The sequence below is a fragment of the Thalassotalea atypica genome, assembly GCF_030295975.1.
Classification (GTDB): domain Bacteria; phylum Pseudomonadota; class Gammaproteobacteria; order Enterobacterales; family Alteromonadaceae; genus Thalassotalea_F; species Thalassotalea_F atypica.
In genome coordinates this window covers 1,106,231-1,123,209 of sequence record NZ_AP027364.1, presented here as the reverse complement: position 1 = coordinate 1,123,209, position 16,979 = coordinate 1,106,231, and the positions used below count along the sequence as shown (strand labels likewise).

Below are 16,979 nucleotides of genomic sequence, written 5' to 3'. Positions count from 1 at the left end.
ATGAAATACTCTCTACCGCATTATTCTATCCGCGCACTCGTTAATTTTTTAACGCGAATGGGATTAGAGCGGTCGATATTGCTTGCGCACATAAAAACGAACGAAGCAGATTTAAATTCGGCGCAATGTGATTATACCCCTGAAGATTTTGAGCACCTATTATCACTTGCACGCCAGTCACTCAAGGTTAACAATATTGGTTTTTTATATGGAAAAGCATTTGAGCCTAGTTGCTGGGGACTATTAGGGCATATTGTCGTAGCAGCTAAAACACTAGCTGATGCCTTAGCTTATCAAAAACGATACCAATGTTTGTTAGGGAACGCCGGGCAAGCCTATCATGAGTTTGAAGGCGATATTATTACTATCCGCTGGTTATCAGAGCCAAGTGCTAGTCCGTGTAATATAGAACAAGTTATCACCGCATGGGCCGCCTTTTCCTTTACCCATACCCTCGTTGACGACAAGCCGATAGCGGTCTATTTCACCCATAATCAAATGGCTGCTCTTGAAGATTATGAAACGTTCTTTGGCTGCCCCGTGTATTTTAATGCAAACTTTAACGGTATCAAGGTCAAGGAAAGTTCGCTTGATTTACCGCTGAGTAGCTACAATCAAGAAGTATTAAATGTGTTGCTATCAAATGCACAACATAAGCTAACCGAGAAACGGCTGAACGCCTCATTAGATATGATCACTGAGTACATTATTGATGTTTTACCTGACCACGTGCCTGAGCTAGCAGAAATTTCAGCGCACCTGGGGATTAGCACGCGGCAGCTCCAGCGAAAATTTCAAAAAGAGTCGACCAATTTGACCGAGTTGATGGAGAGCATTCGTAAAAACCTCGCCATATCTTACTTAACCCAAACTGATCATAAACTGCTTTATATTTCCACCATGCTTGGCTATTCCGAGCAGAGTACGTTTCAACGCGCGTTTAAGCGTTGGTCTAGTGTAACGCCACAAGAATTTAGGTTAAACCCATCACCACTCATTTGAACCATATTTATTGCTCAGCAGGTTCATCCTGTAATGTATATTGAGCAAGCTTATTGCTGTTGCTCCATGTAGCTACATTCACATAATAGAAAGTCGCCAATAATATTAAACAGGCAACACTGGTTAACCAAATTCCGTTCTCAACTTCAAGTGCGTCTAACGCCAAATAAACCGCTAGGCTTGTTGATAGAATGCGAATGGGTTCAAACCATAGTGCCCAGCCTTTTTGCTCCTGTACACCGGATATCACCACTAAATTCAAAGTAGCCAACAAACACAGCGTCGCATTCATTGGTAAAGAAAGTGAATGAGCGGAAATAAAGAATGCCAGCACCAAGCCAATCACAATAATAAATTGTGCCAATAAATATCGCTTTAAATACGGAGAAAGCGCCACATCATACTTGTTCATGGTTTTGGTGGTTACCCAGCCTCTTGGGTGCGAAGCCGTAACATCATCCGGTCGCCAACCTGGCGGCTTAAACCACAACACAATTTTATCTCGCCAGCTTCTTGTATTCAGCGCATCGGAGAGTAGGCATGAATAGACTTGCAGGTTAGCCCATATAGGATTCCAACTTTTTAACTGATGGCTAACGCCATAGACAATGCTAACGTTATCTTTTTCGGCCTGGAAGGAATTAAACAACTTGTCCCACAATATAAAAACGCCCGCATAATTCTTATCAATATAATCACGATTTAGCGCGTGATGAACTCTATGATGACTAGGCGTGACAAAAATGGCTTCATACCATGATGGCATTTTATTAATGTGACGGGTATGTACCCAAAATTGATAAATTAAGTTTAGTGAACCGCACGCTATTGCGACAGTTGGGCTTACACCAATTAAGGCAAGCGGAAGATATAATGTCCAACCGAGTAAACTCGGCGTACTGGTTTGCCTTAATGCAGTTGTTAAATTGTACTCTTCGCTTGAGTGATGAACCACATGAGATCCCCACATTACGCCAATTCGGTGATTAAGTCGATGGGACCAATAATACGCTAAATCATAAGCAACAAAAGCAAAAAACCAGACCAGCAATGATTGCTCTGACAATGACCAAATCGCAAAATTTTCATAAAGATAAAAATAAAAAGAAATAGGAATGGCGGCTTTTAAAATACCAGTAATGCGGCTGAATATGCCGATACTTAATGAATTTATCGCATCATTAAATTGATAAAACTGAGTACCACGCATTTTATCGACAATAAGCTCAATAATAATCAGCAATAAGAAAAGTGGAATAGCAAAAAGTATTAACGACATAATTAATCACACTATTGAACAATCATTAGAATATAAGCGAATAAATAGGCGAACACATTGACCTCATAACGACAACGGTTGACTCTATATACCACAGTAAAAACTTCCCTAAGCAAACACCTAATTTATGGCATCTACTTAAACAGCTCATTTTACATCTCAAAATTTACAAAGATGAGTTACACTTAACCAAGGATACACCTTTACTGGCAAACACTTTGCCTTGAGGAAAACGATGCTACATAGAACCTTATCGTTTTTTATTATCGCTTTCTCCATTATAGCAGCGCCTTCAAGCATGGCTTTTTCACAAAAGCACCAACTTAATTTAAATGACATCAAATGGCCGCCCTTCTTTTTCCCTCAACTTGAAAGCAATAACACGGGTATTGCCAAAGACATTTTGAATAACTGTATAGGTAGCATGAACTATACGATTAAGTACAAATCTTTACCTATTAAACGAACGCACTTATACATGCAATCAGGGGAATTAGACGTCAGTGTTTATTCCTACAAAAAAAGCAGAGAACAGTTTGTTGTCTACGGTAAAGAGCCTATTTTTAAAAGCCAGTATGGCTTTGCATCAAGGGCTTCAGATAAAATTATCATCACCAACATAAATGATGTATATAAATATCGCTTTGGACACTTAGCGGGTTTGGCTCATACCCCTGAGCTGATGAAGATTGTTGAAGAGAAAAAAATCACTGATGATATTTCTGAAGGCTATGATTTGGATGCTATGTTTGGCCAATTACTAGCAACACCTCAGCGATTTCAACTCATGGCCAATTCTAAAGAAACCTTGAAATGGCGAGCCAAGCAACTGGGCGTAGCAAATCAAATACATGTCCATGATTTCACCCTTAGAGTTAAACCATACTTTGTCACCGTATCAAAATACTCTAAGAGCATTGAATACATTGACGAATTTCTAAAGCACATCGACCAATGTATCGTGACGATGAAAAAGAACGGACAATATCAAAAAATCCTCTCCTCCTATGGGTTAACTTTCGAATAATTTTCTTAGCATAAATAAAAGAGGCTCGTTATTTAACCTATCGACAATCTAGTTGGTTTTATGCTCTTCTCGTGGTATGATGCCGCGCTTTTTTTTATCGGGTAAAAGTTCTCGGTAGTCCAAAAGAAGTAACGACATTGTTTTTGGTCGCAAAAAACAATGAATATTTTATTTAATTAAAGAGTATTAAAAATGACTGATTTATTTACTTTAGCTGCAGAAGTACGTACTGATTTAGGGAAAGGTGCGAGCCGCCGCCTACGTCACGCGAACAAGGTTCCAGCTATCCTTTACGGTGAAGGCAAAGATCCTGTTTCTTTAACATTAGCGCACAACAAAGTATTCCGTGCACAAGAAGAAGAAGCATTCTACTCGCACGTTTTAACATTAGACATCGACGGTGAAAAAGTTGAATGTTTAATCAAAGACATGCAACGTCACCCGTACAAAAACATCGTTATGCACATGGATTTCATGCGTATTGATGCAACTCATGACGTTCACACAAACGTTCCAGTTCACTTCATCAATGAAGAAGCTGTAGCTAAGAAAGGCGCTACTGTTGCTCACCACGTTTCTGAAATCGCAATTACATGTTTACCAGGTAACTTACCTGAATTCATCGAAGTTGATGTTGCTGATTTAGAAGTAGGTCAAACGCTTCACTTATCTGATGTTAAATTCCCAGAAGGCGTTACTTCTGACGAATTAGCTAAAGGTGCTGATCATGACCAAGCTGTTGTTACTGCTAATGCTCCAAAAGGCAAAGCTGACGACGAAGAAGGTGATGAAGCAGAAGAAGCTGCTGCTGAATAATAATTTTTAGGAACAATCCTTAAAATTATGACTATTCAGTTAGTTGTGGGGCTAGGTAATCCTGGCCCCGAATACACAAAAACCCGTCACAATGCAGGCGTTTGGTTCGTTGAAGAGCTCGCTCGCGTTTACAACATTTCTCTTAGACCAGAAAAAAAATATTCTGGTTACTACGGTAAAGGTCAAATTGGTGGTCAGCTTGTCCATCTTCTCATTCCAACAACTTTTATGAACCGTAGTGGGCAATCAGTTGCGCCATTAGCCAACTTTTTCAAAATTCCTGTCGAAGATATTATTGTCGCACACGACGAACTCGATATGGAGCCCGGTGTATGTAAAATTAAGAAAGGTGGCGGACACGGTGGCCATAACGGCTTACGTGACATCATTGCCCGTATGGCAAACAACAAAGATTTTTATCGATTACGCATCGGCATTGGCCATCCTGGTCATCGAGATCGCGTAACAGGACATGTGCTAGGCAAAGCGCCAGCAAGTGAACAAACTTTAATTGAGCAATGCATAGACGAAGCAAGCCGATGTATCGAAATATGGCAAAAAGACGATCTGAAAAAAGCACAAAATCGTCTTCACTCTTTTAAAGCCAGTTAAACTAAATTATCAAATTCGTTATCTAGACACTTAGGAATTATCATGGGATTTAAATGTGGTATTGTTGGCTTGCCCAACGTGGGTAAATCGACCTTATTCAATGCACTGACTAAAGCGGGCATTGAAGCAGCAAACTTTCCATTTTGTACAATTGAGCCAAACACCGGTGTGGTGCCAGTACCTGATCCTCGTTTAGATAAGCTTTCTGCTATTGTTAACCCTGAACGCGTTTTAGCAACAACAATGGAATTTGTTGATATTGCGGGCTTAGTTGCAGGTGCATCAAAAGGTGAAGGTTTAGGTAATAAATTCCTCGCAAACATTCGCGAAACAGACGCTATTGGCCATGTTGTTCGTTGTTTTGAAAACGACAACATTATTCATGTTGCCAATAAAATTAACCCTGCTGATGATATCGATGTCATCAACACTGAATTGGTCTTAGCGGATATGGATACCGCAGAGCGTGCTCTTCAGCGACAAGCGAAACGTGCCAAAGGTGGCGATAAAGACGCCAAATTTGAAGTGTCTGTATTAGAGAAAGTTCTCCCGCACGTTGAAGAAGGCAACATGGTGCGTTCTTTAGAGCTTGCTAAAGAAGAAAAAGCAGCCATTGCTTACCTTAACTTTCTAACCATCAAACCAACCATGTACATTGCTAACGTTAATGATGACGGTTTTGAAAATAACCCTTATTTAGATGTTGTACATGAAATAGCAGAAAAAGAAGGCGCTGTTGTTGTTCCAGTCTGTGCTGAAATTGAAGGCGAACTGTCTGAAATGGATGAAGATGACAGAGAGATCTTCATGGAAGAGATGGGATTAGAAGAGCCAGGCTTGAACAGAGTAATCAATTCTGGTTATGGTCTACTTAGTCTACAAACCTATTTTACCGCCGGCGTAAAAGAAGTTCGTGCTTGGACAGTTAAGCAAAACGCAACAGCCCCACAAGCTGCTGGTGTTATTCATACTGATTTTGAAAAAGGGTTTATCCGTGCTGAAGTCGTGAGTTACGATGATTTCATTGAGTATAACGGTGAATCAGGCGCTAAAGAAGCAGGTAAGTGGCGCTTAGAAGGTAAAGATTACCTAGTTAAAGATGGCGACGTTGTTCATTTCCGCTTCAATGTTTAGTTCTTATAGACACAAATAGTATTTTGAAAAGAGGCTCCGGCCTCTTTTTTGTTTCCTAACCTCACCTTATCTCCCTCATTTTTAGTAATAAACTTCCACATTTTCCGTGTTTATTTTTTTATGAGCTATTCTTAACTTGTCTAGTACTAATAAAAATAGGTAACGTATGAAATTATTATTAATCGTAGTAAGCATGTTCATCCTCACTTTAACCGTATCAAGTCCCGCTGTTGCTAATGACAGTATAGCTATGCGCATATGCGAGTATGTTGCAGCAAATGATAAAAATCGCCTGAGATCTTTCCTCAAACAAAATAAATTAAAAATACGCGGCATTTTTAATGACGTTAATTGCAATGGGGATAATCTGTTAATCTTTGCAGGAAAAAATAAGGCCTTAGAGGTTGGAGAGTTTATTATCGGCAAAACTCCATCCAAAACTGTCGCCGCAAATATAGCTGAATTGGAAAAATATTCGGCTCATTTAGCAGAAGATGCCAAAGATCGCGTAAATTAATCCCCTTTAATTATGCTGGTTATATTATAAAAAGAAGTGTCATCACTTCTTTTTTGCTTTTTAAAGAACACAAAACGCGTGCGAAAACATCTTTCACCGTTAAAACTAGAGACAAAATAAGCAATTTGATGACTAAATAATCAAACACGCAAAAAGAGTCACTTTTTTATAAAAAAACGGTTGACGTAGGCAACCGAGATTTGCATAATACGCGCCACTTGCTGAGAGGCAAGATTGTAAATGGCTACATAGCTCAGCTGGTTAGAGCACATCACTCATAATGATGGGGTCCCAAGTTCAAATCTCGGTGTAGCCACCATTTACAATGCGGGAGTGGCGGAATTGGTAGACGCGCTGGATTTAGGTTCCAGTATCGCAAGATGTGAGAGTTCAAGTCTCTCCTCCCGTACCATTTTAAAGGCATCAAGTTTTTAAAATAGTAAGTATTGATGGAGTATAGCCAAGCGGTAAGGCAGCGGGTTTTGATCCCGTCATTCCAAGGTTCAAATCCTTGTACTCCAGCCACTTACTTCAATGCAATTTATTTAAATTGACTGTCGATAGTAAGTAAGCATTCAATACTTCTTAAATTCTGTTGGGGTATAGCCAAGCGGTAAGGCAGCGGGTTTTGATCCCGTCATTCCGAGGTTCAAATCCTCGTACCCCAGCCAATTTAAGTCTCTCTTCAAAGATGAATTCAAGAACATAAGTATACTGTAGGTAAATCGATTAGGTAATATGCTACTTAACATGAGTAACAATGTTCCAGTGTCGTAAAATTTGATGCCTTAGGTTTAACCTTAAATATCATAATCAAAATGCGGGAGTGGCGGAATTGGTAGACGCGCTGGCCTTACTTAGGTAGCAACGTTCCAGTATCGCAAGATGTGAACCCTTAGGTGCAAGCCTTAAATTCACAATCAAAATGCGGGAGTGGCGGAATTGGTAGACGCGCTGGATTTAGGTTCCAGTATCCTAGGATGTGAGAGTTCAAGTCTCTCCTCCCGCACCATTTTGAATGACCTATCTATATTATTCTAAATACTAATTTTCTAATGATTATTCTCTTATGCAGTGGAAGTGTCTGACGCGCAGCTCTCTATGATGATACATCGGCTCCAGTATCATAGGATGTGAGAGTTCAAGTCTCGCCTCTCGCACCATTTTGAAAACCTATCGAATACTTATATAAAAATACTCTTTAAATACCTTTTTCAAATCTCAGCCATCCTGTTAGCGAAATTGTTAGACGCGCTGCTCTTTGTGGTGATACATCGGCTCCAATATCGTTAGACATGAAGTTCAATCGCTTACAAGTAAAGTTAATAAAACTTATTGCGTGATTAGCTTACTACTCTATACCGCAAGCATACGCCAACGCTTTGGATTTTAAGATTGGAACACGTTGAGCGACAAATAAGCCGGTATTGCGTAGCAATTTAAATAAGGGCAAATCATTTGAAAACCCTTTATACAAAGCATCCATTCCAGTCATCATTAACGCATTGTCAGTCCGTCTAGCTTTTTCATAGCGAACCAACACATGTGGCTGATGCCACAGCTCGCCATTACCTATGGCCGTTGCGATGATGGTTTGCAGTGCTTTAACGTCTTTAAATCCTAAATTTACGCCCTGACCTGCCAACGGGTTAATACTGTGAGCAGCATCTCCTAACAACACAACGCGTCCTTCGACATAACTATTCGCATGCTGTCTTGTTAACGGGAAAGACGCTTTATTAAGTACCTTAATGTCGCCCAGTTTTTCAGGAAAGGCCGCTAGAACACGCTCTTGTAGTGCTTGATTAGATAAGGCACTTAATCGTCTAATTTCATCCTTATGATGATACCAAACCAGTGATGCCTGATTTCCAGATAGCGGTAGCATGGCCATTGGCCCAGAAGGTGTAAACTGTTGCCATGTTATATCTTGTTGTTCAATTGATGTTTGTACATGGATTAACATTGCTGATTGCTGGTACTGCCAACCAGTGCATCCAATGCCTGCCAGTTTCCTGATGAAGCTATTGCCACCATCAGCAGCAACAATTAAACGAGCATTGATTTCTCGCTCACCAACACTAAGCGTTGAAAATCCTGTTGTTTCATGATCAACTTGAGACAAGCTTTCAACACTACTAGGACATATCAACTCAATACTATCGTGTGCTTCAATTTGTTGCCATAACGCAAGCTGAATTGAGCGATTCTCAATGATATGACCTAAATAAGGCTGGTCAATATCATCGGCGTTAAACTCGGTGTAAGCCAGTTCTGACTCCCACACCCCCAAACGTTTATATGGCGCACATCGCCATGCTCTAATTTGCGGCCAAGCGCCTAATTGCTCAAGCAAATATTCAGATGCTAATGAAATAGCAGAAACACGTAAGTCGACAGGTTGCTCAGGTGAAAGTGGATTGGGCGCAGATTTCTCCACTAATGTCACTGAAAGCCCTAATTGGGCTAGCGACAAAGCTGCTGCTGCTCCAACCATGCCACCACCTACTACAATACAATCAACTAACTTCATAACACGTTCTTGTTCAATGAGAATGTAACTATTCTAACCAACCAGATATAGTTAAGCGATGTTTATGTTTGGGGTTATTCAGCATTCGAACACTGTGTGGCATTGGATGATTGAGTTTTAACAGCGTAAGACAGTTAAACTCTGGCTGAATCACCTTTCTGTAAAATCGACTTTTAGTCGGATAAAGTACTAACTGCCCTCCATATTTAGGCTGCCATCCTTTACTTAACTGATAGATAAAAGCATATTGCCCAGCCGAGCCATCCGTGTGATAACTAATAAACTGCTCTCGTTCGAATTTAGCAACAAAGCTATCCCTAATCTCTCCGCTCAACCCCAAAGGCATGGCCACTTGCTCTTTAAGTGTTTTGGCTAGATTTAAGTGAATGTCCCCTGCTCCGTGTCGTTTAGCATGTTTATTGCTCGTTCGATAAAAAGAAAAAGCAAATTGCTTATTTCGTTCGGCTTTTATCGCTTGTTGTTGTCTGCATTTTTCCACATTGGATGACGATATGCGGTCTTTGATATGTGTCAGTGGTCGATAAGGCGTTGTCAACAATCGCCAGGTTTTGAAGTGCGCTGCTGTTAAGATTTGTTTTCTTAAATGGTTTGCGGTGTCACTAGGTAAATACTGACGAAACTGGGCAAAACCTTGCTCTTGTAGCTGTTCAACCCAATTCATTCCTACTCCACGTGTTATTATTTGTTCACTAGCAATTGCTATATTATTGGTTATACTCAATTTTGCCGTCAAAGGCAGGAAATAACAATAACACTCTAATATTTAAGGAAAGATTATGACAGCTTTAAAAGAACAACAACATCTTGCAGACGATATTAAGCTCGTTTTTGACATGACTGAAAAACCTAATCGCACGCAACTAAAAGCACACCCGGATAGAGCTGTAGTTGCTAAATTACGCGCCGATTTAGTTTTACCAAGTGATAAAATTTTAACCGTTGATATCGACTTCGATACTGAGAGTGGCTACCATAACAACACAATGCTGGTTATGGATGACTTTGGTGTTAAATTACTTGCCGCAGGATTCAAAGCCGAATATGGTGCTGAATTCGCAGATAAAATACTTGACGCGTGGAACAATAAGAAAGATCAAGATGACCCACGAAAACCCACTTACATGTTGGTACAGAAACCTAAAGATGACAACGAGTTCCCACGGGTATTTGTTGCATGTGGCTCTAAAGATCATAAGCCTGATCAAAAAAGCCCAACAGATATCTTATAACGCTAAGTCATGGGGTAAAGTACTCAGTGCTTTACCTTTTTTGCTCTTCTTTTCCATTTTTCAAACCTCCGCCAATAACAGCAATTCAATTGAAATACTCTCCGATGTTAACGATATTTATCAAGACAAAAGTGGATATGTATGGATAGCAGGCCAACATGGCCTCGCTCGCTTTGACGCTGAAAATCAGATAAATTTTTCGAATAACAACAAACATTGGCCTCTGCCTTTTAGTTGGGCACATCAAGTTACACCGTTTAATGATCACCTATTAGTATCAACACAGGTACACGGGCTCTTTATATTCGATATTAGCAATGGAAAAACAGAACAAATACAATTACCTAGCGACATTAAAACTACATACTTCGCAACGTACTTTGAAAATAATATTTACTTTGAAAGTAATGATTCACTTTATGCTTATAACGTCCAAGAAGCTTCGACAAAACTTGTTGCAGAGAACTTATTCGTCAGAGGTATTTTGAAAAATGAAGAACACATTTACTTTATTAATAACAGCAATATTCAAACATTAAATGACGGGGAATTGACCACAATTTTCACAGGCTCTATAGATGCTTATGCTTCGACAGTTGATTCTCTGATAGTTACAGATAGTGAAAATATCTACTTAGTCAAGGAAAGTAAAATTGCTGCATCCAAAAGTATTGACACTCCAATTAGCTCATTGGCAAGTGCCAAACACAGTAATAGCGTTTTTGCACTTACAAAACAGGGTAATATCCAGCAATTTAGTGCTAATGACCTCATTGAAATTACTCACAACTTCCCTAATTTCTCTGTGAACAAAGTGAAAAAAATGTACCACGATGACTCGGGCGTTTTATGGATTGCATCAAACAAGGGAGTGCACAGGTTAGTCGAAAGCAATGTAAAAAATCACCCGAAAATATTCGATGTCCGCCATAATGCTAATGAAATCGTTTTAGTGGAAGATGAACTAATAATTGCCACCTATGGTGACGGTTTACATACCATGGATGGGACAAGTAACTTTATCCATCCGAACGTCAACGATTCCTTTACAGAAAATGGTAAACGTGCAATGACTGTCTTAATGAAGGGTGAGCAAATGTTGCTCGGTACTTTTGACGGCGTTTGGACGTATAACAAGAATCAAGTTAACGCTAAGAAGCTCTCCTTTGAGAATAACGATAATATTGTTTTAAAATTAGTAACTGATAATGACAAATTATATATCGGTACTAACCGAGCAGGCTTGAAAATTTATGATTTAAAAATGCAAAAAATCACTCACCATATAGACCGCAACAACGGTCTTAAAAATGAAGAGGTGATTGATATTCTCCCTTTGCATAATGGAGATGTGTGGCTCGCTACCTCAAACAACGTTGAAATTTACAATCAACATAGCAACGAAATCCAACAAACAGGGGTCTCCATTCCCAACAAAGTGATTTCACTAAATTTAGTTAATAACAAAGTTTATGCCACAACTAAAGGCAGTGGAATTTTAGTGTTCAGTTTACGTGGTGAGTTGTTATCGCGCTTCGCTGAAGGAATAGATTTTAGCCATGGAAGATTATTAGAAGGCGAACTTTGGATACCAGCTAAACCAGGAATTTATCGTTTAGAGCCTGAAAATAACCAATTGTCTCTAGTACCCGGCTCAGAAGACTACACCTTTAGTAGTGCACCACTGAAATCAAAAGAGAATATTTATGCCTGGCACAGTGGGGGACTTTTTGAGATTAAAAATTATAACAATGAAATATACCACGCAAATATAAAGGTAAGCCTCGCCAATGTCTCCGGTCGTCCAATGCTTAACAAAGCAGATTTAAAACTCGACTCATCTAACGATGTTGTGACACTCACTTTAGCAAGCTTAGATCATAGAAAAAGCAATAAAAAGCGCTTTCAGTACCGTATAAACAATAGCACTTGGACAAATGCCACGAGCAATCAAATTACCCTTACCGGCCTAAAATCAGGCAGTTACGATATTGAAATCAAAGGCACTAACAGTTTAGGCCAGTGGAGCAACAACCGCGCGTTTGCCAGCATAACGGTTGCATACCCTTGGTATTGGACACTGCAAATGCGTGTTATTTATTTGGTATGCCTAATTTGCTTTATCGCAATAGCGATATGGCTGTTGTACTTGCGAGCAAACTCTATTAAAAAAGTTCATCTGTTGTTAGAAAATGAACTAAAAAACAAAGGTAAAAGAGCTGTTTCAATCACTCGTAGCTTAAACTTAGCGCAAGAATTACTTACAGAGAAAAAGATAGATGAGGCAAGTGGCATCATCAAGCAGAGCATTGAGGAGCTTGACTCAAATAATCTACAAGAAGAACCCGATTGCCTTTACGGAAATTCGCTTGAGGTTGCACTCCCTTATTTTGGAGAGTATTTGTACCAGAAATACCATATAACATTGAATAATCAGCTAGAGTTTGACAAAACTAAACTAGATTATGAGCTACAGGCGAATATTTATAAAATTGTATACGAGGCTGTAACATCGGCTTTGCTTACCAGTGAGAGCCGTCATTTTAATGTCCATATCCAAGAGTTTAAGTCAAAACTTTGGCTAACGGTGAGCGACAATGAAAATTGTTTTGCTCATTTCAACAGTAAAATAACCTTTGATATGGCGATGTATTATGTCAGACAAATTGCAGAAAAATATAATGCCTCAGTCAATACATTCGATGCCCAAGAAGACAAAGGTAGTCAGCTTGTCGTCAGTTTTCCTTTAATGTCTTTGTCTTAAATTGAAACAAATACAATTAATTAACCAATTGCACAATTTAGCAACTAGCGTCTAGCCAAAAGAAAGAGTAAAATACGCCTCCGATTATAGAATACGTGATTAAATTTTAGGCAATTAGTTGATGAGTAAGAAGCTGTATATCAAGACTTGGGGCTGTCAAATGAACGAGTATGACTCGCAGAAAATGGCAGAACTTTTAGACTCAACCCATGGATTAGAGTTAGCTGAAGAAGCTGAAGATGCTGATGTAATCTTATTAAACACTTGCTCAATTCGAGAGAAAGCACAAGAGAAAGTGTTTCATCAGTTAGGTCGCTGGAAAAACTTAAAAAACGATAACCCTGATTTGATCATTGGTGTTGGTGGTTGTGTTGCCTCTCAAGAAGGTGATGCTATTCGTGCTCGTGCACCATACGTCGATATGGTTTTTGGTCCACAAACCTTGCACCGTCTCCCAGAAATGATCCAACAAGTCACTGGGGACAAAGCGCCTGTTGTTGACGTGAGTTTCCCTGAAATTGAAAAATTTGATCGCTTACCAGAGCCTGTAGCTGAAGGCCCTAGTGCATTTGTCTCGATCATGGAAGGTTGCTCAAAGTACTGTACCTTCTGCGTAGTGCCTTATACACGCGGCGAAGAAGTCAGCCGCCCGCTTGATGACGTGTTATATGAAATCGCCCAACTTGCTGAACAAGGTGTACGTGAAGTTAACTTACTAGGCCAAAACGTTAATGCGTATCGTGGTGACGCTCATGACGGCAGTATTTGCCGATTCTCAGAATTATTGCGTTTAGTCGCCACCATTGATGGTATTGACCGCATTCGCTACACCACTTCACACCCTGTTGAGTTTACTGACGACATTATTGAAGTGTATAAAGACGTACCAGAATTGGTAAGTCACTTGCATTTACCAGTACAAAGCGGCAGCGACCGTATTTTAGTACAGATGAAGCGCGGACATACCGCTATTGAATATAAATCTCAAATCAGAAAGCTGAAAAAAGCACGTCCTGATTTATGTATGTCATCTGACTTTATCATTGGTTTCCCTGGTGAAACAGATCAAGATTTCGAGCAAACAATGGATTTAATCAAAGCCATTGATTTTGATTTAAGCTTTAGCTTTATCTACAGCGCTCGACCAGGTACACCTGCCGCTGATTTACCTGATGACATCAGTGAAGAAGTTAAAAAGCAGCGTTTGCAAATATTGCAAGATCGCATCACGCAACAGGCATTGCGTATTGCTCGCCAAATGTTAAACACTGAGCAACGTATCCTCGTTGAAGGCCCATCGAAGAAGAACCCTATGGAACTTCGCGGCCGTACTGAGAACAACCGTATTGTTAACTTTGTAGCGCCTCATCATGTTATTGGCCAGTTTGTTGATGTGAAGATCACCGATGTTTACGCTAACTCATTACGTGGTGACTTGGTTCGTGAAGAAAAAGACATGGGCCTTCGTATTGCGCATTCCCCTTCAGATATTTTAGCCAATAGCCATCATAGTGCCAGCGCAAAAGCGAGTACTAATGGTACCGATGAACTCGGTGTTGGCACTTATACTCCATAAATTCGGATATTTTTTTGACTACAGTAAATAGTATAACTTTTAAATTAGAGCCTGTTGATAATCATCGACAGGCAAATCTTTGTGGCCCTCTTGACGATAATCTTAAACAGCTTGAAAAACGTTTAGGTGTTGAAATCGCTTATCGGGGTAATGAATTTAGAATTATCGGTCCAGAGCAAAGCAACAAAGCTGTTGAAAAAATTTTGAAACAACTTTATGTGGAAACTCAAGCAGTAAAAGGTGAAACCAATAACGTTTCAGCTGAAATGGTGCATTTAGCCATTTTAAATGCTGACGTTCTTGAGCAAGAGCCAACCAAAGTTGATGTTGACTACGAAAAAATGGTCACCATTAAGACGAAACGTGGTGTGGTCAAGCCGCGCAACCAAAATCAATCGGGTTACGTTCAAAACGTACTCACTAACGATATTACTTTTGGTATTGGCCCTGCGGGTACTGGTAAAACTTATCTTGCCGTGGCCTGTGCAGTAGATGCATTAGAGCGCCAAGAAGTTAGACGTATACTACTGACACGCCCTGCCGTGGAAGCTGGTGAAAAGCTAGGGTTCTTACCAGGCGATTTGTCACAAAAAGTAGACCCGTATTTGCGCCCACTCTATGATGCCTTGTTTGAAATGCTCGGTTTTGAAAAAGTTGAAAAGCTGATTGAGCGTAGCGTGATAGAAATTGCGCCCTTAGCCTACATGCGTGGTCGTACCCTAAATGATGCTTTTATTATTCTAGATGAAAGCCAAAACACCACGGTTGAACAAATGAAGATGTTCTTAACCCGTATTGGTTTTAACTCTCGTGCGGTGATCACTGGCGATATCACGCAGGTCGATTTACCTCGTGGTCAAAAGTCTGGCTTACGCCACTGTATTGAAGTTCTTGATGATATTCCAGGTATTAGCCTAAATTTCTTCCAATCAAAAGATGTTGTACGACACCCAGTAGTTGCGCGCATTGTTGAAGCCTATGAGGCTCATGAAGAAAAGATGACAAAACTAAGACAAGAGAAAAAGCGACAAGAGCAACTTGCCGCCGCTAAAGCTAATGAAAACAGCAATGTTCAAGCAATGCCAACGGTAAACAAGCCTCGTGATTGAACTGGACATTCAACGTGCGACTGAAGACGACAAGCTACCAACGAATGCGGAGTTTGAATGTTGGACCAAAGCCGCTTTAGCAAAATACAACATCGCATTTGAACTAACTATTCGACTTGTCGATGAAGCAGAAAGCCAAGCCTTAAACCTTCAATATCGCGAAAAAGATAAGCCAACTAATGTCTTGTCTTTTCCATTTGAAGTACCTGAAGGTATTGGGCTAAATTTGCTTGGTGATTTAATCATTTGTGCGAAAGTAGTCGAACGTGAAGCGAACGAGCAAAATAAAGCGCTAAATGCCCATTGGGCTCATATGGTGATTCATGGTTGCTTGCATTTATTGGGCTTTGATCATATAAGTGATGATGAAGCACAAGAAATGGAATCGCTAGAAATAGACATTCTGTCTCAACTTGGGTTTAATAACCCTTACGAAGAAATTTAATTAAATTTTTATAGGAAATAAAAAAGCTCTATGAGCGACGACAACCCTCACTCTAGTAACGGCTCTGCCAATAAATCCTTTATCGACAAGATAGTTCAAGTATTTACAGGAGAGCCGCAAAATAAAGACGAATTAGTTAATGTCATTAACGATGCTGAAGACAGAGACTTAATTAAGCCAGAAACCAAACAAATGATTGAAGGGGTTCTGGAAGTTGCTGAAATGCGTGTTCGAGACATTATGATCCCGCGCTCACAAATGGTAACTCTTAATATTAATCAATCATTGGATGAATTTCTTCCAACCATTTTAGAATCTGCGCACTCTAGATTTCCCGTAGTTAACGACGACCTTGATGATGTTGAAGGGATTTTACTCGCTAAAGATTTATTAGCTTTTGGCTTTAATGGCAATACACCTTCTTTTTGTATTAAAGACGTTATTCGCCCTGCGATGATTGTACCAGAGAGTAAAAAAGTCGAGTCGTTGTTAAAAGAATTCCGTTCAAAGCGCTATCATATGGCAATCGTTGTTGATGAATATGGCGGTGTATCTGGCGTTGTGACTATCGAAGACATTCTAGAATTAATTGTCGGTGAAATAGAAGATGAAACCGATGAAGCAATCGACGAAGAAATTAAGCACTTAGCCAGCAATGTCTATCAGGTTAAAGCATTAACCGATTTAGAAGACTTTGATGAGTACTTTAATTGTAATTTTGATAAAACTGATGATGATGCTGACACTATAGGTGGCTTAGTATTACATCAGTTTGGCCACATGCCGCAAAAAGGCGAAGAAACAAAAATTGGTGATTTTGATATCAAAGTAGTTTCCGCTGACAGCAGACGTCTGCAAACACTACAAATTTCCATCCCTAAAGATCATGAAATTAACGGTAAGATAACTGATTAA

At 39.8% G+C, this 16,979-nt stretch carries 15 protein-coding genes and 5 tRNA genes; 17 read left to right on the top strand and 3 right to left on the bottom strand.

Going from position 1 to position 16,979, the window contains the following annotated elements:
• Positions 1 to 1,002, top strand: coding sequence for an AraC family transcriptional regulator (locus QUE03_RS05200; protein ID WP_286265808.1), 1,002 nt, complete (start codon positions 1 to 3; stop codon positions 1,000 to 1,002).
• 7 nt (positions 1,003 to 1,009) lie between these two features.
• Here the strand turns inward: QUE03_RS05200 and QUE03_RS05195 are convergent, their stop codons facing one another.
• Positions 1,010 to 2,281: a sterol desaturase family protein gene (locus QUE03_RS05195; protein ID WP_286265806.1), complete on the bottom strand. Its 1,272-nt coding sequence runs from the start codon at positions 2,279 to 2,281 to the stop codon at positions 1,010 to 1,012.
• 235 nt (positions 2,282 to 2,516) lie between these two features.
• On the opposite strand from QUE03_RS05195, the gene QUE03_RS05190 reads away from it, so the two are divergent.
• From QUE03_RS05190 to QUE03_RS05145, 10 genes are all read left to right on the top strand, one after another.
• Positions 2,517 to 3,308, top strand: coding sequence for a substrate-binding periplasmic protein (locus QUE03_RS05190; protein WP_286265804.1), 792 nt, complete (start codon positions 2,517 to 2,519; stop codon positions 3,306 to 3,308).
• A 192-nt stretch (positions 3,309 to 3,500) separates the two neighbouring features.
• Positions 3,501 to 4,124 (top strand): 50S ribosomal protein L25/general stress protein Ctc, encoded by a 624-nt coding sequence (locus tag QUE03_RS05185; RefSeq protein ID WP_286265802.1) that lies wholly within the window; start codon positions 3,501 to 3,503, stop codon positions 4,122 to 4,124.
• Positions 4,125 to 4,151: 27 nt separating this feature from the next.
• Positions 4,152 to 4,736 (top strand): aminoacyl-tRNA hydrolase, encoded by a 585-nt coding sequence (gene pth, locus QUE03_RS05180; protein WP_286265800.1) that lies wholly within the window; start codon positions 4,152 to 4,154, stop codon positions 4,734 to 4,736.
• Positions 4,737 to 4,778: 42 nt separating this feature from the next.
• Positions 4,779 to 5,870, top strand: coding sequence for a redox-regulated ATPase YchF (ychF, locus tag QUE03_RS05175; RefSeq protein ID WP_286265798.1), 1,092 nt, complete (start codon positions 4,779 to 4,781; stop codon positions 5,868 to 5,870).
• Between the two features lie 166 nt (positions 5,871 to 6,036).
• Positions 6,037 to 6,387: a DUF3718 domain-containing protein gene (locus tag QUE03_RS05170; protein ID WP_286265796.1), complete on the top strand. Its 351-nt coding sequence runs from the start codon at positions 6,037 to 6,039 to the stop codon at positions 6,385 to 6,387.
• 242 nt (positions 6,388 to 6,629) lie between these two features.
• Positions 6,630 to 6,706: transfer RNA gene (locus tag QUE03_RS05165), tRNA-Met, on the top strand.
• 8 nt (positions 6,707 to 6,714) lie between these two features.
• Positions 6,715 to 6,799, top strand: a tRNA-Leu gene (locus QUE03_RS05160).
• 38 nt (positions 6,800 to 6,837) lie between these two features.
• Positions 6,838 to 6,912: transfer RNA gene (locus QUE03_RS05155), tRNA-Gln, on the top strand.
• A gap of 71 nt (positions 6,913 to 6,983) precedes the next feature.
• Positions 6,984 to 7,058: transfer RNA gene (locus QUE03_RS05150), tRNA-Gln, on the top strand.
• Between the two features lie 256 nt (positions 7,059 to 7,314).
• Positions 7,315 to 7,399: transfer RNA gene (locus QUE03_RS05145), tRNA-Leu, on the top strand.
• Between the two features lie 339 nt (positions 7,400 to 7,738).
• Here QUE03_RS05145 and QUE03_RS05140 read toward each other — a convergent pair.
• Positions 7,739 to 8,920 carry an FAD-dependent oxidoreductase gene (locus QUE03_RS05140; protein ID WP_286265794.1) on the bottom strand — a complete coding sequence of 394 codons (1,182 nt, stop codon included), beginning with the start codon at positions 8,918 to 8,920 and terminating at the stop codon, positions 7,739 to 7,741.
• 28 nt (positions 8,921 to 8,948) lie between these two features.
• On the bottom strand, positions 8,949 to 9,602 hold the full coding sequence (locus QUE03_RS05135; protein ID WP_286265792.1) for a 2OG-Fe(II) oxygenase family protein: 654 nt from the start codon (positions 9,600 to 9,602) through the stop codon (positions 8,949 to 8,951).
• Between the two features lie 115 nt (positions 9,603 to 9,717).
• On the opposite strand from QUE03_RS05135, the gene QUE03_RS05130 reads away from it, so the two are divergent.
• The 6 genes from QUE03_RS05130 (at position 9,718) to QUE03_RS05105 (ending at position 16,979) form a co-directional block, all read left to right on the top strand.
• Positions 9,718 to 10,170, top strand: a complete 453-nt coding sequence (locus tag QUE03_RS05130; protein WP_286265790.1) for a hypothetical protein — start codon at positions 9,718 to 9,720, stop codon at positions 10,168 to 10,170.
• Positions 10,118 to 12,934 (top strand): ligand-binding sensor domain-containing protein, encoded by a 2,817-nt coding sequence (locus QUE03_RS05125; protein ID WP_286265789.1) that lies wholly within the window; start codon positions 10,118 to 10,120, stop codon positions 12,932 to 12,934. The genes QUE03_RS05130 and QUE03_RS05125 overlap by 53 nt, the downstream gene beginning before the upstream one ends.
• A gap of 121 nt (positions 12,935 to 13,055) precedes the next feature.
• On the top strand, positions 13,056 to 14,510 hold the full coding sequence (gene miaB, locus QUE03_RS05120) for a tRNA (N6-isopentenyl adenosine(37)-C2)-methylthiotransferase MiaB (RefSeq protein WP_286265786.1): 1,455 nt from the start codon (positions 13,056 to 13,058) through the stop codon (positions 14,508 to 14,510).
• A gap of 14 nt (positions 14,511 to 14,524) precedes the next feature.
• Positions 14,525 to 15,619 carry a PhoH family protein gene (locus tag QUE03_RS05115; RefSeq protein ID WP_286265784.1) on the top strand — a complete coding sequence of 365 codons (1,095 nt, stop codon included), beginning with the start codon at positions 14,525 to 14,527 and terminating at the stop codon, positions 15,617 to 15,619.
• Positions 15,612 to 16,064 carry an rRNA maturation RNase YbeY gene (gene ybeY, locus QUE03_RS05110; RefSeq protein WP_286265782.1) on the top strand — a complete coding sequence of 151 codons (453 nt, stop codon included), beginning with the start codon at positions 15,612 to 15,614 and terminating at the stop codon, positions 16,062 to 16,064. The genes QUE03_RS05115 and ybeY overlap by 8 nt, the downstream gene beginning before the upstream one ends.
• Positions 16,065 to 16,094: 30 nt before the next feature.
• The gene (locus tag QUE03_RS05105) at positions 16,095 to 16,979 is read left to right on the top strand and encodes a CorC family transporter (protein WP_286265780.1); all 885 of its coding nucleotides are present in this window, start codon (positions 16,095 to 16,097) and stop codon (positions 16,977 to 16,979) included.